The sequence below is a fragment of the Alkalibacterium sp. m-11 genome, assembly GCF_054658155.1.
On sequence record NZ_BAAGIR010000004.1, the window covers coordinates 1 to 19,251 of the forward strand.

General features: G+C 42.5%; 22 protein-coding genes. All 22 read right to left on the reverse strand.

Annotated elements, in window-relative coordinates; translation table 11 throughout:
- Window positions 1–91 precede the first annotated feature (91 nt).
- The 22 genes from ACYQ2O_RS00900 to ACYQ2O_RS01005 all read right to left on the reverse strand — a co-directional run bounded on the left by ACYQ2O_RS00900 (window position 92) and on the right by ACYQ2O_RS01005 (window position 19,204).
- The gene (locus ACYQ2O_RS00900) at window positions 92–454 is read right to left on the reverse strand and encodes a peptidoglycan recognition family protein (RefSeq protein WP_346025384.1); all 363 of its coding nucleotides are present in this window, start codon (window positions 452–454) and stop codon (window positions 92–94) included.
- On the reverse strand, window positions 454–861 hold the full coding sequence (locus ACYQ2O_RS00905) for a phage holin family protein (protein ID WP_346025383.1): 408 nt from the start codon (window positions 859–861) through the stop codon (window positions 454–456). The genes ACYQ2O_RS00900 and ACYQ2O_RS00905 overlap by 1 nt, the downstream gene beginning before the upstream one ends.
- A gap of 84 nt (window positions 862–945) precedes the next feature.
- A complete protein-coding gene (locus tag ACYQ2O_RS00910; RefSeq protein ID WP_346025382.1) occupies window positions 946–3,417 on the reverse strand; it encodes a glycosyl hydrolase family 18 protein in 2,472 nt (823 codons plus the stop codon).
- Complete coding sequence (locus ACYQ2O_RS00915) at window positions 3,414–4,001, reverse strand: hypothetical protein (protein ID WP_346025381.1); 588 nt, start codon at window positions 3,999–4,001, stop codon at window positions 3,414–3,416. The genes ACYQ2O_RS00910 and ACYQ2O_RS00915 overlap by 4 nt, the downstream gene beginning before the upstream one ends.
- A gap of 213 nt (window positions 4,002–4,214) precedes the next feature.
- Window positions 4,215–6,737, reverse strand: coding sequence for a phage tail protein (locus ACYQ2O_RS00920; RefSeq protein WP_346025380.1), 2,523 nt, complete (start codon window positions 6,735–6,737; stop codon window positions 4,215–4,217).
- A 4-nt stretch (window positions 6,738–6,741) separates the two neighbouring features.
- On the reverse strand, window positions 6,742–7,515 hold the full coding sequence (locus tag ACYQ2O_RS00925; protein WP_346025379.1) for a distal tail protein Dit: 774 nt from the start codon (window positions 7,513–7,515) through the stop codon (window positions 6,742–6,744).
- Between the two features lie 12 nt (window positions 7,516–7,527).
- A complete protein-coding gene (locus ACYQ2O_RS00930) occupies window positions 7,528–10,149 on the reverse strand; it encodes a phage tail tape measure protein (RefSeq protein ID WP_346025378.1) in 2,622 nt (873 codons plus the stop codon).
- Between the two features lie 200 nt (window positions 10,150–10,349).
- The gene (locus tag ACYQ2O_RS00935; RefSeq protein ID WP_346025377.1) at window positions 10,350–10,733 is read right to left on the reverse strand and encodes a hypothetical protein; all 384 of its coding nucleotides are present in this window, start codon (window positions 10,731–10,733) and stop codon (window positions 10,350–10,352) included.
- An 11-nt stretch (window positions 10,734–10,744) separates the two neighbouring features.
- Window positions 10,745–11,344, reverse strand: a complete 600-nt coding sequence (locus tag ACYQ2O_RS00940; RefSeq protein ID WP_346025376.1) for a major tail protein — start codon at window positions 11,342–11,344, stop codon at window positions 10,745–10,747.
- Window positions 11,345–11,347: 3 nt separating this feature from the next.
- Window positions 11,348–11,701 carry a hypothetical protein gene (locus tag ACYQ2O_RS00945; RefSeq protein ID WP_346025375.1) on the reverse strand — a complete coding sequence of 118 codons (354 nt, stop codon included), beginning with the start codon at window positions 11,699–11,701 and terminating at the stop codon, window positions 11,348–11,350.
- Window positions 11,698–12,129 (reverse strand): HK97-gp10 family putative phage morphogenesis protein, encoded by a 432-nt coding sequence (locus tag ACYQ2O_RS00950; RefSeq protein WP_346025374.1) that lies wholly within the window; start codon window positions 12,127–12,129, stop codon window positions 11,698–11,700. The genes ACYQ2O_RS00945 and ACYQ2O_RS00950 overlap by 4 nt, the downstream gene beginning before the upstream one ends.
- A complete protein-coding gene (locus tag ACYQ2O_RS00955) occupies window positions 12,122–12,457 on the reverse strand; it encodes a head-tail adaptor protein (protein ID WP_346025373.1) in 336 nt (111 codons plus the stop codon). The genes ACYQ2O_RS00950 and ACYQ2O_RS00955 overlap by 8 nt, the downstream gene beginning before the upstream one ends.
- A gap of 3 nt (window positions 12,458–12,460) precedes the next feature.
- The gene (locus ACYQ2O_RS00960) at window positions 12,461–12,769 is read right to left on the reverse strand and encodes a head-tail connector protein (protein WP_346025372.1); all 309 of its coding nucleotides are present in this window, start codon (window positions 12,767–12,769) and stop codon (window positions 12,461–12,463) included.
- 19 nt (window positions 12,770–12,788) lie between these two features.
- Window positions 12,789–13,007 (reverse strand): Head fiber protein, encoded by a 219-nt coding sequence (locus ACYQ2O_RS00965; RefSeq protein WP_346025371.1) that lies wholly within the window; start codon window positions 13,005–13,007, stop codon window positions 12,789–12,791.
- A gap of 15 nt (window positions 13,008–13,022) precedes the next feature.
- Window positions 13,023–14,222 (reverse strand): phage major capsid protein, encoded by a 1,200-nt coding sequence (locus ACYQ2O_RS00970; protein WP_346025370.1) that lies wholly within the window; start codon window positions 14,220–14,222, stop codon window positions 13,023–13,025.
- Between the two features lie 12 nt (window positions 14,223–14,234).
- Window positions 14,235–14,915 carry a head maturation protease, ClpP-related gene (locus tag ACYQ2O_RS00975; RefSeq protein WP_346025369.1) on the reverse strand — a complete coding sequence of 227 codons (681 nt, stop codon included), beginning with the start codon at window positions 14,913–14,915 and terminating at the stop codon, window positions 14,235–14,237.
- Window positions 14,912–16,171: a phage portal protein gene (locus tag ACYQ2O_RS00980; protein WP_346025368.1), complete on the reverse strand. Its 1,260-nt coding sequence runs from the start codon at window positions 16,169–16,171 to the stop codon at window positions 14,912–14,914. Before ACYQ2O_RS00980 ends, ACYQ2O_RS00975 begins: the two co-directional genes overlap by 4 nt.
- Before the next feature lie 18 nt (window positions 16,172–16,189).
- Window positions 16,190–17,791, reverse strand: coding sequence for a terminase large subunit (locus tag ACYQ2O_RS00985; RefSeq protein WP_459795835.1), 1,602 nt, complete (start codon window positions 17,789–17,791; stop codon window positions 16,190–16,192).
- Between the two features lie 108 nt (window positions 17,792–17,899).
- The gene (locus ACYQ2O_RS00990; RefSeq protein WP_346025367.1) at window positions 17,900–18,124 is read right to left on the reverse strand and encodes a DUF7678 domain-containing protein; all 225 of its coding nucleotides are present in this window, start codon (window positions 18,122–18,124) and stop codon (window positions 17,900–17,902) included.
- 4 nt (window positions 18,125–18,128) lie between these two features.
- Window positions 18,129–18,308 (reverse strand): DUF5049 domain-containing protein, encoded by a 180-nt coding sequence (locus tag ACYQ2O_RS00995; protein WP_346025366.1) that lies wholly within the window; start codon window positions 18,306–18,308, stop codon window positions 18,129–18,131.
- Window positions 18,298–18,528: a DUF4314 domain-containing protein gene (locus ACYQ2O_RS01000; protein ID WP_282866185.1), complete on the reverse strand. Its 231-nt coding sequence runs from the start codon at window positions 18,526–18,528 to the stop codon at window positions 18,298–18,300. Before ACYQ2O_RS01000 ends, ACYQ2O_RS00995 begins: the two co-directional genes overlap by 11 nt.
- Window positions 18,512–19,204 carry a virulence protein gene (locus ACYQ2O_RS01005; protein ID WP_346025365.1) on the reverse strand — a complete coding sequence of 231 codons (693 nt, stop codon included), beginning with the start codon at window positions 19,202–19,204 and terminating at the stop codon, window positions 18,512–18,514. Before ACYQ2O_RS01005 ends, ACYQ2O_RS01000 begins: the two co-directional genes overlap by 17 nt.
- Between the last annotated feature and the right edge of the window lie 47 nt (window positions 19,205–19,251).

The following is a 19,251-nucleotide window of genomic DNA, read 5'->3' on the forward strand; positions in this document are numbered from 1 at the left end:
TTACCGCTTTCCTGCCATGCTATGTTCCCGTGTCAGCTTTCGCCTTTCGGTTGGACAGGTTGACAATAGCGTTATCTTACTATGCGGCACCTTAAACCGCTGTTGACATTGCCCTATCTGGGCGCACGATTTCAAAACCTATATGCGTATCATTTGCACTGCCACCAGCATGCCAGCCTCTATGGTTCCACGGCAGGGTTTGATAAGTAGCTATAGAACCATCTTTCAGCTTGCCAATAAAGGCATGGGTACAAACTTGCCGACCATCTGGCCTATCTTGATTCCAGTGATTGTTGTACTGGTTTACCCCTAATAGACCATCATCAGGTCCGACATACCTTCTAAGATTAGGATTATTTGCACCGGTACTATGAACCATAATGCCTTTTGGTGTAATCTTTCTGCCCGCCTTATAACAAGCATTGTTTGTAAAAATAAGTTTCCTTAAATTCATTATTCATTTCCTCCTTTGTTGTGTAGTTGTGCTAAGATATCCTTCAATTTCTCTGGTATTGGAAGTCCCAGACGTCCTGCATTTTCAAGCATGGAAACCCCCTCGTTGGAGCAATAGAAAAAGATAATTGCCGTCCTAAGGACACTTCCATCCCCGATAAGATTTGTATCGATGATATGACCAATTCCCACCATAACAAAGATGAGCACCTTCTTGAAGATGCCCTTAAACCCGATTTCACTGGATAGCTTCTTATCAACAATGGCACACATAACTCCTGTGATATAATCGGCTACCATCAGTGCAACCAATGCATATAAAAATCCATCAAAACCTCCTAGAAACCAACCAAAGAATCCCCCAATAGCAGTAAGAGCAACTTGTATCCAGATCCAAATTTCCTTCATGATTTTTACCTCCTTCTTGATTTGTGAGTATATAAAAAGGAGTGCCTGCTATATTTGCAAACACTCCTGAATTGTTGTTTTTTTCTATATTTGTTTAGGCAAAGCTTCCCATAACCGCATATCCTCTTGACCCAGCGACCATATGGCAATTCCTCGTAGTTTCCATCGATATGCCGCTTCATTTGCCCAATAGACAAGGCTATCCACATCCTGATAATAAAGAATAGAAAACCCATCTGCATCCCCTAAAAACAGCCTTGATAACCAAACATTAATATCCTTGGGCACAATTTTTACTGCATAATCATTTCCACAGGTTAATGGAAGCAACTCGGAATGAAAGAAATCATAATCCATGGATATGTCTTGACTTCGTGTGGAAGCTTCCTCTACATCACTGTTTACCGTAAAAACTTGAAACTCACTGTCCCATGTCACACCAGTTCTTGCTAATCTGCCATATTCCGTAATAGTTCCATCTGGGAAGGTTACATCAAATCTTTCATAAGGCTCATAGGTCCAAGCATCACCAAGTCTTAACAATTCGCATAGAATTCGCCCATCAGATCGGACTCCGGCATAACCACCTGTGAATCCACTGATATTTGCTGTAAAGCGTAAAGTATTACTTGCTCCTGAATACACCCTTACAGAATTCCCACGAATCCGCATCTCTATGGTGTACATCCTTGGATTGAATCGCAGTTCAGACTCTGATGTTTTAGAAATCTCAGTAGGGTAACTTCCCAATAGGGGAGAACCATGATATAGCTCAATGCGCTGGGTATTGAAATTGAAACAGCAAAAAACACTGCCACAAAAAATTCCTGCACGACCGCTACCTTCTGGGGTAAAGGCTAGTCTTGCCCGTAAATGGACATCTGAAAAGCTGTTATAATTCCACGCAAGTTCTCCATACCCATCAAGCTGTGAGTATGGACGACTGGCTGTATCATCGGGGTTTTTCCACACCTGCCACTGACCGCTCAATGTTGTCCAGTAACTAGATGGAATTGGGATGTCATCACGAAAGTCCTCATACCATGCTAATGCAGAGTCTGGTCTTCTACGCAATACTTCAGTGGTTAATTTGAACCCTCGATCCGGCTCTGCCATCACCCCATTCACATCCTTAAATTTTCTAGGGGATAGCGTAAATTCTGCTTGTCCTGCAGAAGGTGACTGGGCGAAATTCGAGCAAACACGGAACCCATAAAATTGGACTCCTGGCACACCAACACTGATGCTGACTGTATGGGCCCCCGCTGAAAGGAATACATCAGAAGCCAAAGTAAGCCAACAAGTCGTCCGCCAATATGGCCACCATAACCTATTTTCACTGAAGGTAGTATTTACTCCGTCCAGTGCAACATGAATACTATTCCTATCCCATAAGGGAAAAGAGATACGAATGGCCACATCATAAACTCCAGCAGAGGAGATTTCAAATTGATATTCTGCTTCACCTTCTTCTCCAAGGGTAACCATTTGAGAAGAAACAGACACACTGCCTGAATAACTATCAGGTGTGCCACCTCCTCGATCTATATAAATCGTACCAAAGTCAGTGGATTGCTGTTTGCTGTAGGAGGTCAAATACCTGCGACGGTTATAGGTTTCTCCCAGTAAAGGGTATGTTCTAGAAATCGCATCCCATCCTTCCATATAATCGTATACTTGTGGCAAAGCCCAAGGCACCTTATCATAGTCGTCCCAATAAGCAATTATAGGGATCATAGGTTGCGGTGGGGCATCCCCCGTAAAGTTATATCCTCCAGTCATCCAAAGCTGTGCAGCATAATAGGTGTTTGATATTCCACGATACGTAATACCCAGATTTTCAGGGGTATCATGTATCCGCCAGTTCCAGCCATAACCAGGTAATCCTAAGAATACCTTCTCAGGTGTCATGACCCGAACCGCATAATTATAAATTCCTTCCAGCCAATTCCTAGGGGATACTGGCCCCGGTGCAGAACCCGCCCAAGCCATGCCATAACTCATAATTGCTGCAGTATCGCAGTATGGGTCTAAGTCCTCATAGACACTCCAGTTTTCTCCACCTACCGAGCCTTGCACACCAGTCATTCCTGGCAGACAAATGTTGACTAGCTTAGCCGAATTATAGGCTTTAACCGTATTATAGATATCTCGAAAGAGAGCATTGGCCGCATCTTTATTTTCATAGCCACCACCACGTTCCAAGTCGATGTCCACTCCAGCACACCAGGGATACTTATTCATAATACGAATAATCTCAGTAAGGAATTTATCCTTCGCACCATTTGTATTATTCCTAAGGGCAGTAAATATGGATGCTGTACCATGATTCATAATGGTAAGCAGCCACTTGATGTGCGGCCATCGGTTGATGTAAGTAAGCATACTGGAGATGCTTGTGCCCGTTTCTGTTATTGTTCCGGTAATATCTACCTCAAAAGTAAAAATTCCTACCGTATCCAAGCGATCCCCATAATCACGTAAGGCTTGATACATACGAGCGTTGCCCATGAAACTCCAAACCATGCACCGTTTCCCTTGCAGATAATCCCTCATGACCGCTCACTTCCTTCCTGCATTTCTTGAAACTCGAATAACACCCGAGCGGATTTTCTATCCTCCAGCTTGACTATATGTTTGCTGTCACTGGCTGCGGTATATTGAAAGAAACCCTCTTTGTCCGTTGGATTGCCATTCTTTAAACATTCTCTGGTTGAAGCCAATAGGGACAACTTATCACCTGGGTCTGCACTTTCTTTAAATTTCACCTTGTGCGCCCCAGCGCCTTGTGACAACTCGATACTTCCTTCCGCCATACTTTGAATCGGATAGATGTGACAATCCAAACCAGCAGAAGTTGAACCAAGATTAAACAGCACGATAGTCTCATTACTACGAACAATCCCATTATAAAATCGAACAGGCACAATAGCGCCATCTTCCCGATATTTTTGGAGCATGGTTTCTGTATGTGGGACATATCCTGTCAGGTTACTACCTTCCTGTGCCTGTATATCGGTAAAATAAACCGTACCGGTGCAGTCTTCAATAAGTAACTTCACTGTTATGCTTACAACTCTTTTATCCTCTTTACAATGAATGGTCTCAGCAAATCTTGTAAATATAACTGACAACTGCATCACCTACCCATCTAACGTCCACTGAATCTCGGATACGTGTCCAACCCAACCTGTAGCAATGGTGCCGCCTTGTAGAAACATATCTGTAAAGAAAATCTCCCCAGTGCAGTCTGTAATAAAAAGGCGAATGGTCAGGGATTTAATTTTGCTTAAACTCTTCGCAGAAATAACATGTGACGTCTGTGTGAAATATGCCATAGCACCACCCCTTTCCTAAAATAGATCAATAAGTCGTGTTTCCGTTGTACCATCCTCATATTCAATGTCAACTTCAATTCCTACTTGGCCATTTGGCCCTTTTTGTAGATTCTCCGATGCAATCTGTGCAGAGAGTGTATAACTTCTTCGGCTTGCTGGATAGACCGTTTGAGATAGGCTCTTTGTCATCCACAGTACACCATCTGCCTTAAAGGAGGCCTCTCCTGATACCCCATTATTAGGGTCAACGGTAAAGCCTGAATTGAGCCAATAGGTTATGCCATCATCGGCTCTTGAGTTGCGCAAATGGTTAAAGGGTACTAGGTCTTTAACCTCCTGCCTGTCAAGAACGTCCGCAGAGGAAAGGATATCGGCGGCTTTATCCCACCCAGCAGATGCATCCCCCAGTTCTCTTAAAGTTGTAGATAGTTCCAGTACTGTTTTCCAAGGCTCTTGTAGATTGTATTGTCTGCGTACTACACGGGTTTTTACAGATAGATTTAAGTCCCTATCATCTACGGTCACTATATCCCCAAGATTCCATGCTTCATGTTCATAGCCTGTCAGCACCGACAGGTCCATGGCTGAAAGGACATAAGAAATTCTCGGTCTTGCATATTGAGCCAACCGCATATTGGCAAACTCCAACATCTGATAGGGGCTACTAAAGGAAGAAGCATCCAGCGTTGCCACCCTTATTTCCGATGAGTAGCTGTAATCCTCCACATACTCTCTGTTGCCATTAATGGAAGCAAAGGTCATACCCTCTTTGCCATAGGCATAAAGCCGTGTAACAAGACTTCTTGTATCCACTACCCGCTGTATGCTTTTCATGTTTTTTCTGTAGCTAAACAGCGCACCACTATCGATGCCACTAAAGGTCAGAAGGTGCACCTCACGATTGGCACTATCAAAAATCAAGTCACCACCATGGATGTTTTGTGTGGCTCGAAGGATAGATAAGGCATTCTTTTCTGTGGACTCCCATGTCCTTCTGGTACTGACAGTAACATTCCCCAGCACCCAACCCGTATTAAGCAATGCATAACCCATTGGTACTTCTGGTGTCTCTGCAGTAAACTCCATGGGTTCTTTCGCTGTGCTAAATGAAAGATCATAGAAGGCTGCTTCTGCATATACTTGAGTGACCACTCTGCCATCGGAGTTTTTCTCATCTGATACCGTCCGAATGCGATACACATCATTAACGATTTGCACTTGCTTTTCATTGTCCAGGGTTTCTCGTTTTGGATCATGAAAGGGTAGCTTAAACTCTAAAAAATCGGCGCCATTCACTTCACTGGTTACCAAGATGTCAAAGGCATTTTCCAATACTGCTTCCCATGCACCGCTTTCATCCAACAAAACCGGTCTGGCAAACCCTAATTGCTCATAAGGCGGCTTTGGAATGTCATGGAGCTGTATCTCCAGAAGTCTCGGTGTTCTGCTGGTATCTTGAGTTGATAGGGTAATGCGATAGCGAATATAGGCTCTATTGGGCGATTGCAATTCGCCACTTGCACCGACTGTCTGCCACTGTGTCCAACTATCCAAGTCATCCGAAGTGGATGTTTCTACTAGGCTTATGGCCGTAATTCCAGCAGTGTATTCACTGGTGGCTGATACCCGCCCTGTTCCCGAAAGACCACAGGCTGTAGCAGTGGTATAAAGCTGACCACTTGGAGCAAAAACTCCATTTGTTTCTTTAAGTAAAACCGCACCGGGTTCGGTTAAGGCATCTACATCAGCAGTACTGTCACCACCGTTTGCCAATATGGAAGATTTGAAATGGGAAATAAGATCCTCCATTGAAAGAGCAGAATCCTTTTCATAAAACCAGTCATCAATCCCTCCTGCATAGTAGTAGGTATCGGCATGCATTCCCATGACAATATCTGCAACACAGCCTTGATTCAAATCTCCGGCAAATGTTCGGACCGGAGATTGCCAAATAGCACCATCACTACGGTCACAAAGTAAGTTCTGTACTCTTTTATTGCTTACCTCAATGATGGAAGCGATAAAATACCAACCGTTATTCCTTAGAGTAATGGCAGGTGTTTCTGTTTGATCATAAATCAGTGTTCCCGAAGCATTATACAGCATCAGACGTGGTCTGCCTTGATATAAAGATACATAAAAGATTGGCTGGTCTGGTCCTTGTCTGGTATTGAAAATAGGGATAAAGTTCTGACCAATGGAATAAGTGGTAGGATTTATCCAACCACCTACAACAATCTTCTCCCCTAAATCGCTAAAAAAACTACCGTCATTGGTAGCCACTAAATAGGTTCTTTCACTTGTTGGATTAATAATGTTCTGTCTAAAATACCTTCCCAATCTACCGGATACCAAGCTTGCTGATGTGCCTGACCATCCCGATACAAAGAAGTTTCTGTTGTAGCCTGAAGCATCCAAAAGCATTGTGTTGCCATCTGGTGTAGCTTCATTAAACCGCCACAGAGCGACTGTCTTATCATTTACTGGAAACTCACCTGTAAAATCTGTCTGTACTGTTAAAATTGATTTAATCGCCACCAGATCACCTCCATCTGCTCTTTGCTAAAACTCTTAATTCAGAAAATGTGGCTCCAACCACTGATACCGTTATTTCATTATCTCCTTTATGAAGAACAGGGAAATTCAATTCATCCAGACCAGGCAGTCCATTTCTCAGTGTATTTCCATTCAGATCGGTAATCTTAGCCGTCACCAGACCACTGTCAATGACTAAAACTTCATCTGCAGATAATGCACCCACCACTCGGAGTTCTTCACCATTTGTTGAAATAGAGATATAAGTTGATGCAGAACTACTAATAACACCCCTTAGCTGATATACAGGTTCAGAATCAGCGTTTCCGGTCACTCGCTCAACCTCATGGCTTCCTTCATTTGAAATCGTAAATATCTCGTCTGCTAAAGCATAAGCATGGGGATCAGGACAGATAAACTTTAAATCAAAAGAACCGGCTGTTCTAAGTATTCTCTCACAATCCACCTGTTCAGAAAGGCGAGCGTTAAAATAGCGATTAGGAATATCTTCTAACACAATTTGCTTTAAACCATTCATGGGATTTAGCCATTCAGCCAAATCATCGAGTGCACCGACTAAATCGGCAAAGCTTTTTTGCGGGAACACGTTGCAGTTAACAACAATAATCCGTTCTGCACTGTCACATCCAAAATCAGCGACACCTGCTTTTCCCGGTACAATTTCATAGGAATTTCTAAGGGCGGGGGATGCCTGCCAGCTTGTCAATCTTGCTTTTATTTTCATGTCCCTTGAGTTAATCCCATTATAAACAAATCCCATAACCGCCCTCCTTTAAGTTGTAATAAATCGTCCCTGTGCACGGGAGCCTGTTTGCATCAAGTTGTATAATTCCTGCGATACCTTTCGAATGTCATCCTCACTTCGAACAATCATCTGCTGAACTGTTACAAGGGGACCTCCACCCATCCCAGCAACATATCCACCAATGCCGTTTAAATTGACATTTGAGTTTACATCAAAATCCGTAGGGATTGCACCTTGGATATCCTCTGAAACCTTGCCCATTGCCTTGTCAAAACCATCACCCAAACCTTGGGCCATATTGTCCCCAATTCCAGCAAAGACAGTAGATGGCGATTTAATCCCTAGTAAACCTTTGACACCACTTACAATACCGCCTACAAAATTGCTCACTTTATCCTTAATCCAAGTAACCATTGAAGCGATTCCATCCCATAAACCTCTCACAATATTTTTACCTACCTCGACAATTGAAAGAGCCGCTTTGCCTATGCCTGTGATTATGGCAGTCACAATTTGAGGTAGACTCGCCACTAACTGTGGTATTGCTTTTATAAGACCTACAGCAAGCTGAAGTATGAGCCGAATACCCATATCAATGATTAGCGGTAGGCTATTGGTGATAAAATCAATAATTGCACTGATTATTTTAGGCAAAGCTTCAATTAACCTAGGCAGTGCATCCATAAGTCCCTTTGCCAGTCCCATGATGATTTTTAAAGCGGCATCCAAAATCTGATCCATATTGTTTAAAAGGGTTTCTACGATTAAATAAATGGCTTCAATAATTGACGGGATTAACTGTGGCAATGCATCAGCTATGCCAAGAGCCAATGCCACTACTATTTGAATAGCCGCTTCTATAAGCAAGGGTAAATTTTCTATGATGAATTCTGCTACCGTCATAACAAGATAAACCACCATATCAATAAGTGGCCCAATATTTGTAGTGATTGCATCAATCAATCCATTAAGTAAAGCAATGGCTCCATCCAGTAGTGGTGGTAGAAGGGTAGGAAGTAAGGCTACCAACACATTTACAAGTTCTGTGAGCATGGTCGATACCATGTTGATAACTTCAGGAAGATACTCACTAATCCTATTTATCCCTTTCATTAAAAAAGATGATATCTTTTCACCTATGGCTTCGATATCACCTTCTTGAAAACCGTCATTTAAGATTTCTGTTACTTCCCTTACCAGTGTGGTAACTTCTCCTACAGCATTCCCCGCCATATCAGAAAACTGCTCGCCGATAACTATCTGTAGTCCTTCATATGCCGACTTTAAACTACGAACGGAGCCTGCAAGTCCGCTCTCCATGGTTTCAGACATTTGTACTGCGGCACCTTCTGCATTGGCAAGCTCGTTATAAAGGTTGTTCATTTCCTCGCCAGTGCCTGAAAGCAGGGCATTGATACCGGCGATATCTTGTTTGTTAAAAATATTGCTTAAGGCATTTAATTTATCTGCTTCTGAAAGACCGCTAAGTTCAGTATTTAGTTCCGTTAATATTTCATTTAAGTCGCGGATATTGCCATCTGAATCGCTGACGCTTATCCCAAGGTTATCCAGTTCATTGGCGGCTCTTGAGGTAGGGGAGGTTAAAGCCATTACTATGTTCCTTAGCTTCGTTCCGCCTTCTGCACCTTTAATACCACGATTGGCAAGGACTCCTAGCATAACATTTAATGTATCTAACTCTTGTCCTGCATTTTTCATGGTGGCACCGGCTACTAAGATACCCTCACCTAATTGCTGAACATTGGTGTTAGACCTTTGAGAAGTCCTTGCCATCATGTCCATGTATAAGTCCATATCTGAAATTCCAAGCCCTAGAGCTGCCATAGAGTCGGTAACAAGATCCGATGCTCTTGCTAAATCCATACCACCTGCAGCGGCAAGGGTTAATACCCCTGGAAGTGCATCTATAGCCTGCTCAGCATCATAACCAGCAAGGGCAAGATAATTTAAAGCCTCCGCTGATTCTGAAGCAGTAAACCTCGTACTGGCACCTGCTTCTTTAGCAGCATCTGAGAGTTTCTTAAAAGCTTCTTCACCCTCTTCTCCAGCAAGACCCATGGTTGCTTGAACCTGTTTCATGGCATCTTCATATTCGGCGTAAACATTAAGGGAATCTTTTATCCATTTTCCTGTGGCAACTGCCCCTGCTCCAATTGCCGCCATAGCCGCTGCCGCCGCTTTTAACCCTGCGACTAAAACTCTCCCTGCAATGTCGCCCGCTTGTTTTAGTCCACCTACGAGTTTATCCAGTTTTTCCCTGTTGAGCTTTTTTACTTCTTCCTGGGATTCTTTTAGCTCACGCTCCATGTTATTTAACTCGGCATTGGCATTGTTTAGTTGTGTTTGCCAAGATAGGGTCCTTCTATCGTTTTCACCAAAGGAGGCGGCAGCATTGGCTAATGCCTTTTCAAGGGTAGCTACTTTCTCTCTTTGTGCATCTATTTCTTTATTTAGCTGATTATTTCTTGCTGTTATCGCTTGAATGGATTTATCATTTTTATCAAACTGGGAGGATACCAGTTTCATTTCAGAACCGAGCACCCTAAAGCTTTGATTGATCTCCCGCAGGGCATTTTTAAATTGCTTTTCACCCTCAATCCCAATTTTTAAACCAAAATTATCTGCCACCTTACCACCCCCTTAAATCCCTACTGGAATAATGTCATCGATAAATATCTCCCTTTTGGGTTTTGCCATGTCGGTGAACTGTTTATGAATCTCCCATTGATCTAAAAGTTCTCCAATGGGCATCAGCCAAACTTCTATCTCTGGTCTGTGAAGCTGGGTCACTCCGTAATAAATAAGTCGAGCAAACAATTCTTCATTGCTTACTCGACCTGAACGTTTTTTGAGTCTGTTTCCTCAGACGCTATATTTCGTTTTGTCCCTTTAAACATAGCCTCCATGATGGCATCCTTATAAGTTGCAAGTTCCAAAGGGGATGTAAGAAGTTCCACATCATCTTCAACTAAAAGTTCTCTTTTATCACCCTTTAGCCGGTTGCCAATCAAGATACTTTGATTGGCAAGCAAGGTGATAAGCCAGACAATCTCATCAAGGGCCATTTCAAAGTTTTCTGCGTTCATTAGCTTTTCACCTAAGTTTTCTAGTCCACCATACCTTTTTGCGATTTCCTTCGTTGCCTTTGTGGTTAAAATAAGCTCGTATTCCTGACCACCGATATTAATCAGCGCACTGCGTTCCTTATCCATAAAAATCCTCCTTATTCTCCTGATTCGCCGTTAGCAAATGTAGGCTCATATACTTCACTGAACCAGCCGGTAATAACTGCCTGATTTACACCTTCATCGCCCTCATTAACCTCTGCTTTCCATGGATGCTTCCCTTGACCATCCAGCATATTTCTGCGAAGTACAGTCCCTTCAATGGTAGGTGTTGAAAATGTAATGGTGTCACCCTTTGTGGCAAGGTTTGTTGCAGGGATACCAAACTTCACCCGGTACAGCCAAAAGTAACGGTATTTTCCGTTTGCTTTCTTTGCCCTAAAGCCAACAGCAACAGGATCACCACCGTCCTCACTGGTTGATATCAAAACATGATTATCATCAATTGTTGCACCTGTTAAATCCCCGGCAGCTTTCAGTCCAATATCATCAATGCCAAGGGATAATGTTCCGTTTCTGAATTCTTTAATGATCTCCGCCGCGCCATCGTCAGCATAAAGCGTTGCTTCAGCAAGTTCCACTGAAAGCTCTGCACTGATTGCTTTAGCCAAAGGCACCGGAGTTTCATAGGTTTCATCACCGTTTGACTCTTCAGTGATTTTTGCATAATAAAGTCTGTCAAGACCGATTGTAGCCATGTTTTAGCCCTCCTTTTCTATTTGAAATTCGTATGTTTTAGCCACATCTATGGCATAGTGATGATAGCCGGTATCATCTTCATGCCCGATATACCGGCGATCTGTTATCGTAAAATCCGCACCCAACAGAGTGCGGACAATTAAATTTTTTAAAATGGTATAGCTACCTTTAGCAAACAAAGAAAGCCTTACTTCTTGTACTTCATATTCCGGTGTGTTATCAGCATGAACCTCAAACAAATCAACTAGAGGTGTTATCACAAGATAAACATCAGGTGGAACACCGGAAAACACACCTGTTTCTACTGGAATGCTACACAAGTCTGCTATGAGATTTAATTCTTTTAAGATACTCATATCTTATCCACCTCTTCATCAAATCGCTGTTTCATGGCTTCGATACAGGGCTTTCTTGAAGTTCTTTTTGCTGGCTTTAAAAAGGGTTTAGGTGGTTGACCGGATTTCCCGTACTCTATGATATTGGCAATCTTGGCATTGCTTGCACCGTCTTTTCGTGGTTCTTTAAAGCCGACCTTCACGTTAAAATTACCGCTCCTATCCATTTTGGTAGGGGAGACACCTAGTGAAGCAACGAGTTCTCCTGTGGAACGGTTTTTTTCTTTTGTTCCACTACCGATAACACCTTGCAGATTGCTTTTTACTTTTGCTTCTACAACTTCTCCACCGGATTCCAATACTTTAGCAATGATTTCATCTGTCTTGTTTCCTAGCTTTGAAATTTTTAGCAGAAAATCCTCCGGCATTCTTACATCGACTTTAGCCACTTGACGCCACCACCTTTTTTGCTAGAACTTCAATATACATCCCTCGACTTTTTACATCTTCTACACCTGTGATTTCATAGCGTCCATCACTGCAAACAATCACCATCTTGGTAGTCACTGGGGTATCTGGTATCTTGCGAAAGCAAAATAGCGCAGTTGCTTCAGAAAACACCGCTCTATTTGACCACTTTTCACTGGCATGTCGCTCCTCCTTATATGCCCTTACTGAAGCGATAATTGTGTCTTCAGTCTTTCCAAAACCCTCGTTATCTTTGATTGTTTCAGTAGTTATGATAACGATATAAGTACTCATCTTTCCAAAACTCATAAACTACACCTTCCAATCCCGGTCAAGCCGTAAGAGTACATTGACCGTTTCCCTTGCCTGTTGTCCTGCCAATGCACTATCAGCAAAGAAGCCGCCAGTGCTACCATCCCTACTTTCATAGAAGTGGGAAGATAACATGATGACGGCTTGCTCGGTAGTTGGGGACATTGTATTTTCAGCATAATGCCCTTCCGGTAAATGCTGATAGCTTTCAGCATAGGATATGGCGGCATCGATGTAGCTTTTTAGAAGTTCATCATCTCGGTCATGCTCTAAAATCAAATTCATTTTGACTTTTTCAAACAGCGTCATCTCCGCCACCATCCTTTCATTAAGGTATATCTGCAGTCATAAGTCCTGCATCCTTTAATTTGGTAAGCAGAGCATTAAAATCCGTCACCAGAGCTTCTACGGTATCAGCAGTACTCACTGATTGATTTTCAAGAACAGGGAGGCCCGTTACTGTGGCTTCCTCTTTAATTTCTAGCACACCGCCAATAACCGTTTTTTCTCCACCCTGCTCGGTATAGTTCTTTGTGTTATAACTCATCATTTGCACCTCCCATTAAGCCTTTTGCTGTAGGATTTTAACAGCTTCAGGAAGGATCAATTTACCATCCACACGTTGACTTGCAAGGAAACCAACTTGACCAGTGGTTGCAAATAGCTCATTTAAACGCTTGAAAGAACGTCCTTGTCTGTCCGCAATCCAGTAGTAACCAAAGTCACCAAATGCGATGGTCTTTGCCCCAGCCTCAATAATTGGAGCATAGGCTGAAGTATATACTGGACGGTTTAGCAATGTATCTGGAGTACCCGCAGTCAGCGATGGCTGCCATAGATATTGGCCCTGTCCGTCTTTTAGTTTACGGATTGCTTTCACCGTTGCATCATTCATTAAGAACACTGCATTTTTTCTGTATGGTGCTTTTAATGAGTAGACAAGATCGATAATCTCATCTGCTGTAATTGCTGTAGCCGATCCTGCAGTAATCCCAAGCTGTGCTCCACCAGTCGCATTGAAAATGCCTGTAGGTTTTCCATCAGCATCTCCAACAAGAAATGCTTCCTCTTCCTTTGCTCCAATTCTTCTGGCAAACTCAGTGGAAATATAGCTTTCAAGATTAAATACACTATCGTTTAAGAGTTCATCCGAGACTTTGATCATCGTACCCAACTTATATGCACCAATGGAAGTCTGACCAAATACAGAATCACTCTCATCAAATTCCTCGCCTTCATCAAGCCAAGCCGCAGTTCCTTTGGTCACCACAACAGGAATTTTTCTGTCACCGCTTGAAGTCTGAATAATCTTTGCCAGCTTACGGAACACATTTTCTTCCTCAAGGGTTTGAATTAGGGTACGTTCAAATTCATCTGGAACAAGATATCCACCCTCAGAATCAGTTCCTACAGATAGGGAATTGAGTACATCATGTCTAGGATTTTTGCTTCGCATGACATTCCAAAATAACTTCTTATAATCATCACTTGCTCTTCCAGTCTTTGTTTCCATCCCTGGAATATTTGGTTTTCCAGTAAGAGGCATGTTCACAGGTTTGTTAAGCTCTGCTTCAAGTGCCTCTTGGCGTTCCAGTCTTGCGATTTCCTTACCTAGATTAACAATATCTGCCTCCATTTTGTCGTAGGTTGCGGCATCTTCTGCAGAAACAAGTCCATCACTGCCACGTTTTGAATCAAGAAATGCCTTTGCTGACTCCCATGCTTTTGCTCGTTTTTCACGCAGTTCAAGAATTTTACTCATTTTCATTTCCTCCTAATATTTTAATAAATTTAGCCGCTCATAAAGCGGCTCGGTTGACTGTTTTAAGTCTGGTTTTTGAAGTTTATCCATAAGTGAATTGGTCACTGCTCTTCTGCTAAATACAAAGCTATCTTGTGGCGGACTTTCTCCTGGCTTGAACATAATGGCATCTGCAAATCCAAGTTCAAGTGCCTTATTGGCATTCAACCATGTTTCAGCATCCATTAGTTGTGATAGCCTTGTTCGTGATAAACCGGTTTTCAGTTCATAAGCATTGATGATACTTTCCTTTACTTCATCTAGCATTTGTATTGCCTTTTGCATCTCCTCACTATCACCGATGGCAATGGTAAATGGATTATGAACCATCATCAGGGAAGTGGGAGACATTAAGATTTCAGTACCTGCCATGGCAATGACTGAAGCTGCCGATGCTGCAATGCCATCAATCTTGATTGTTACATTTCCTTTGTATTCCATAAGCATGTTGTAAATCTGTGATGCTGCGATACAATCACCACCAGGAGAGTTGATCCATACAACGATATCCCCTTCACCAGCCATAAGGTCTGACTTAAAAGCCGCAGGTGTTACATCATCTTCAAACCAACTCTCCTCTGCAATTGCCCCGTTTAAGTAGAGGGTTCGTGATTGTGTATCTTCATCACGCACCCAATTCCAAAATTTCCTCATTCGGTTTTTACCTCCAATCCTTCTTTATTTGCAAATATGCCCGCATCTGCCAGTTTGGTCATATTGCCATTGATAAGGTATAAATCACCACCTAGTTCAACTGGGATTCGGTCAAGATTCTCCAGTTCTCTGATATCGTTGGCACTCATCCAGCCATTTTGTCTGGCGGTGGCATAGCCGTTCATCCTTGAAACATAGTCCCCTCGAAGCAGACCGTCCACATTGAACTTGGAAAAATACATCTTCTTTTCATCTGGTCTTAAAAGGGATCGACTGATTGCCTGCTCCCATCGAATCACCCAAGGGTCCAAGGTGTATTTCACAAACTCAAGGGATTGTTGCTCAATATTAGAAAAGCTCGACTTTTCCAAGTCTCCAACCATATGGGGAGGCACACGAAAAATTCGAGCGATTTCATTGATCTGAAACTTCCTTGTCTCTAAAAACTGTGCCTGTTCTGGCGAGATGCCGATTGGCTGATATTTCATACCTTCCTCAAGCACTGCCACACGGTGTGAATTAGCGCTTCCTTGATAAGCCTTATTCCAGCTTTCCTTCACTTTTTGAGGGTCCTTAATCGTGCCGGGATGTTCAAGCACTCCTCCAGGCGCTGCTCCGTTGGCAAAAAACTTGGCTCCGTATTCCTCAGTAGCCATGGCCAGTCCCACAGCATTCTTCGCCATTGCAATGGGTGAGTAGCCTACAAGTCCATCAAAGCCAAGACCAGGAATATGCAGCACATCGGATGGATAGAGATAAACTTGGCTGTCTTTCCCAAGAGTAGGTGCATCCTCCGAACTTTGCTGATACAAATAAAAAAGCCGGCCGTTTCTGTCACGGTCGACCACCATTTTGTTAGGCATCAGCGGATATAAAGCAATGACTTCACCTTTCCCGTTTCTAATTATCTGGGAATAGGCATTTCCCCATAGTAAAAGGTGCGTCATTAATGTTTCCCGGAAAATGAAGGAGCTCATTTCAGGGTTTGGCTCATCATGCAATAAAAAGTATAGCGGATGATTTAGAGCTTTCTCTTTGCCACCGCTTGATGTGTATTTGTATAGATGAAGGGGGAGGCCTGCCACAGCCTCTGCCAGTATTCTTACACAGGAATAAACCGCAGTCATTTGCATAACTGTATGCTCATTCACTGGTTTCCCACTCGTTGTTCCACCAAAGAAGAAACTATAATTGCTTCCTGCTATCCTATCCTGTGGTTTATCACGTGCCTTGAAAATACTTTTTAGTAGTCCCATCTACTTCTCTCTCCTCTCCTAAAACACAAGTAGTCCTCGACCGTCATAAACCGAAGCACTCGTATCATTGCCACAGCGAATTGCTCTATCTAAAGCCATAATAGTGGCAACAGCACCATCTATTTTTTCTGTTGATTTCTCTTTATCTGGTTTAATGTTGCCCGCTGGATCAGTACGAATAAAAATATTATCCATCATCCATCTAAGAACAGGATGTCCACCATGTGCGACCTTTTCCTCCAAGGTTAGTTTCATAAGTTCCTTGGTTGGCGGACTCATATCTTTAAATCCCTGTCCAAATGGAACAACAGTAAATCCCATGCCTTCAAGGTTTTGTACCATCTGAACTGCACCCCAACGGTCAAAGGCAATTTCTCGAATATTATATTTCTCACCAAGACTTTCAATAAACTTCTCAATGAAACCATAATGCACAACATTGCCTTCAGTAGTTTTAAGGTAACCTTGCTTTTCCCATACATCATAGGGAACATGGTCACGATTTACTCTAAGATTAAGGGTTTCTTCCGGTAACCAAAAATAGGGAAGAACAACATATTTGTCCTCCTCATCTTCTGGTGGAAAAACGAGTACAAAGGCTGTTATATCAATGGAACTTGAAAGGTCTAAACCGCCATAGCAAACTCTTCCAAGTAAGTCTTCCTCATTCACGGCAAAAGTGCATTTATCCCACCTATCCATTGGCATCCAGCGAACTGCTTGTTTGACCCATTGATTAAGTCTTAACTGCCTAAATGTATTCTCTTCTGCAGGATTTTGCTTTGCAGATTCACAAGCGGCTTTTACCTTGTCGATTCCCACTGTAATCCCTAGGCTTGGATTTGCTTTTTTCCATACTCTTGGATCAGTCCAATCATCAGATTCCTCTGCTCCATAAATAACTGGATAAAATGTAGGATCAACCTTACGCCCTTCCAAGAGGTCTTTCGCTTTTTGATGTGTCTCATAGCAGATAGATTTGGTGTCTGACCCTGCAGTGGTAATAAGAAAATACAGCGGTTGGGTTCTTGCATCACCAGAACCCTTGGTCATAACATCAAAGAGTTTTCTATTGGGCTGGGTATGAAGTTCATCAAAAACAACACCGTGTATATTAAAACCATGCTTTGAATAGGCTTCAGCTGAAAGCACTTGATAAAAACTATTTGTCGGCTGAAAAACAATACGCTTTGTTGCCGACAGGATTTTAACTCGTTTACTAAGTGCCGGGCTCATACGCACCATATCAGCTGCAACTTCAAATACTATCGATGCTTGCTGACGATCTGCAGCACAACCATAAACCTCCGCTCTTTCTTCACCATCACCACAACAAAGAAGTAGGGCAACAGCAGCCGCAAGTTCTGATTTACCCATTTTCTTTGGTATCTCAATATAAGCTGTATTAAACTGTCTATATCCATTTGGTTTAAGTGTTCCAAAAATATCTCTGATGATTTGCTCTTGCCAATCTATGAGTTCAAAAGGCTTTCCTGACCATTTACCTTTGGTATGGCTTAAGCACTCAATAAAGTTGACCGCATAGTCTGCAGCATCTTTATCGTAATAAGATTCCTTTGCCATAAAAGCTGTCGGTTTATATTTCTTCAACTTTCTAATATGCGGTCACCTCCCAACAAGCATAAAAATAGACCTGCATCAAGCAAGCCTTATCACTCTATCTATACGAGAAACAGAGCCAATTTTGGCACTGTCCTCTGTTAATATTTAGTTATGTTCCATTAGTAGGATAGCAAGCGCAATTTCTGCATCCTCATCCACAGGTTCAATGTCCCAACCTCGGTCATAATTTGCAATAATCTTTCCGTTACGTTTAAGCATCAGCTTAGAGATGCGCCCTTCGTCAATGCCAAATTCCGAGCCATTCTCATAGCATTTTACCCAGTAATGGATGATACTGTCCTGAACTTTGATGCTACCTTCTCTCCACACGGCTTTATTCCTCCTTACCAGTCAGAATGAACCTAGAATAAGCCCCGATGTTATCTGCAAGGTAAAGAAGTAACTCGTCATATCCTTCCCTTAGAGCGATTTCCTGTACTTTTCGTACATCAAACATATTGGTTTCACCTGTGTCACGAATAGCAAGAATCTGTTGTTTTATCTTATCTGTCATCGTGAATCCTCCTGCACAGGTCTTCGCCAAAAGCTACTGAGAGGCTGGAGCCTGAATCCCAACGCACCATAATAGAACCAATATCGTCAACTCCTACAACTGTTCCTTTTGTGCCAATCTTTGGTGCTTGAATATCATCCATCTTTAATAGTTCTACTCGACATCCAGCAGGGTACTTCTCACGAAGGTTTAGCAGTTGTTCTTTACTGATTTTCCTCATTTTTTACTCCTCCTTTGAATGCCGCAGAACCGGTTAGATTTCTGAGCAATATTTTTCGTTCTTCTTTATACTCTTTGCCAATAAAGCCAAGGCGGAGTAAAAAGCATCTAAATGCGTATTTTTCATTTGGGGTTTCCTTTTCTTTTGCAGTAATGCGTTTCTGGTTTTGCGCCATCTCGCAAAGTGCAGAAATAAAATGGTTGTAAGCCTTAACCTCTTCTAGTGTTGGTATTTCTTTAAACCATGGGAATGAAACTTCATCTTCAGAAATTTCAATCGGCAAGTCTTCTGCTTCTAGTGCATGACGGATAAGATCGCCTTTTGCCTCAATAATCGCTTTTAGGTTTTCAAGTGCCTTTTCTGTAAAGCTACTCCTTGGCATTGATACGCAAAGGCTTAAAGCCTCACTGTCTGCGGTTTGTTTGCCCTCAGTGGCGTCAATTTGCTCCTCTGCGATAAAACCCTCCCTTGCCAAACACTGGGCCACCTTTTCGATTTCTTCGCTATCTGCCTTATCACTAAATTCAAGGATCCCATTCTTGTTGATGATAAAGGCATCCACCTCGTAAGCCATGCTGGGCATTCCAAGGTACTTTGCTTTAACACCTGTGATGTCGCTAAGTGCTGTCACTAACCTCTTTCGCTCTGACCCTGTTACGTTATAATTAATGATCATGTACAAAACCTCCTTTGTTTTGGTATGTACATATATCACTCTAAAAC

What these genes read in the sequence shown, in the direction of transcription:
- ACYQ2O_RS00970 (WP_346025370.1), bottom strand. Translation starts at nt 14,222, where the DNA reads ATGAGTAAAATTCTTGAACTGCGTGAAAAACGAGCAAAAGCATGGGAG.
- ACYQ2O_RS00955 (WP_346025373.1), bottom strand. Translation starts at nt 12,457, where the DNA reads ATGAGTTTTGGAAAGATGAGTACTTATATCGTTATCATAACTACTGAA.
- ACYQ2O_RS00900 (WP_346025384.1), bottom strand. Translation starts at nt 454, where the DNA reads ATGAATTTAAGGAAACTTATTTTTACAAACAATGCTTGTTATAAGGCG.
- ACYQ2O_RS00960 (WP_346025372.1), bottom strand. Translation starts at nt 12,769, where the DNA reads ATGACGCTGTTTGAAAAAGTCAAAATGAATTTGATTTTAGAGCATGAC.
- ACYQ2O_RS00935 (WP_346025377.1), bottom strand. Translation starts at nt 10,733, where the DNA reads ATGGATAAGGAACGCAGTGCGCTGATTAATATCGGTGGTCAGGAATAC.
- ACYQ2O_RS00910 (WP_346025382.1), bottom strand. Translation starts at nt 3,417, where the DNA reads ATGAGGGATTATCTGCAAGGGAAACGGTGCATGGTTTGGAGTTTCATG.
- ACYQ2O_RS00940 (WP_346025376.1), bottom strand. Translation starts at nt 11,344, where the DNA reads ATGGCTACAATCGGTCTTGACAGACTTTATTATGCAAAAATCACTGAA.
- ACYQ2O_RS00925 (WP_346025379.1), bottom strand. Translation starts at nt 7,515, where the DNA reads ATGGGATTTGTTTATAATGGGATTAACTCAAGGGACATGAAAATAAAA.
- ACYQ2O_RS00945 (WP_346025375.1), bottom strand. Translation starts at nt 11,701, where the DNA reads ATGAGTATCTTAAAAGAATTAAATCTCATAGCAGACTTGTGTAGCATT.
- ACYQ2O_RS00980 (WP_346025368.1), bottom strand. Translation starts at nt 16,171, where the DNA reads ATGGGACTACTAAAAAGTATTTTCAAGGCACGTGATAAACCACAGGAT.
- ACYQ2O_RS00905 (WP_346025383.1), bottom strand. Translation starts at nt 861, where the DNA reads ATGAAGGAAATTTGGATCTGGATACAAGTTGCTCTTACTGCTATTGGG.
- ACYQ2O_RS01000 (WP_282866185.1), bottom strand. Translation starts at nt 18,528, where the DNA reads ATGAGGAAAATCAGTAAAGAACAACTGCTAAACCTTCGTGAGAAGTAC.
- ACYQ2O_RS01005 (WP_346025365.1), bottom strand. Translation starts at nt 19,204, where the DNA reads ATGATCATTAATTATAACGTAACAGGGTCAGAGCGAAAGAGGTTAGTG.
- ACYQ2O_RS00965 (WP_346025371.1), bottom strand. Translation starts at nt 13,007, where the DNA reads ATGAGTTATAACACAAAGAACTATACCGAGCAGGGTGGAGAAAAAACG.
- ACYQ2O_RS00915 (WP_346025381.1), bottom strand. Translation starts at nt 4,001, where the DNA reads ATGCAGTTGTCAGTTATATTTACAAGATTTGCTGAGACCATTCATTGT.
- ACYQ2O_RS00995 (WP_346025366.1), bottom strand. Translation starts at nt 18,308, where the DNA reads ATGACAGATAAGATAAAACAACAGATTCTTGCTATTCGTGACACAGGT.
- ACYQ2O_RS00975 (WP_346025369.1), bottom strand. Translation starts at nt 14,915, where the DNA reads ATGAGGAAATTTTGGAATTGGGTGCGTGATGAAGATACACAATCACGA.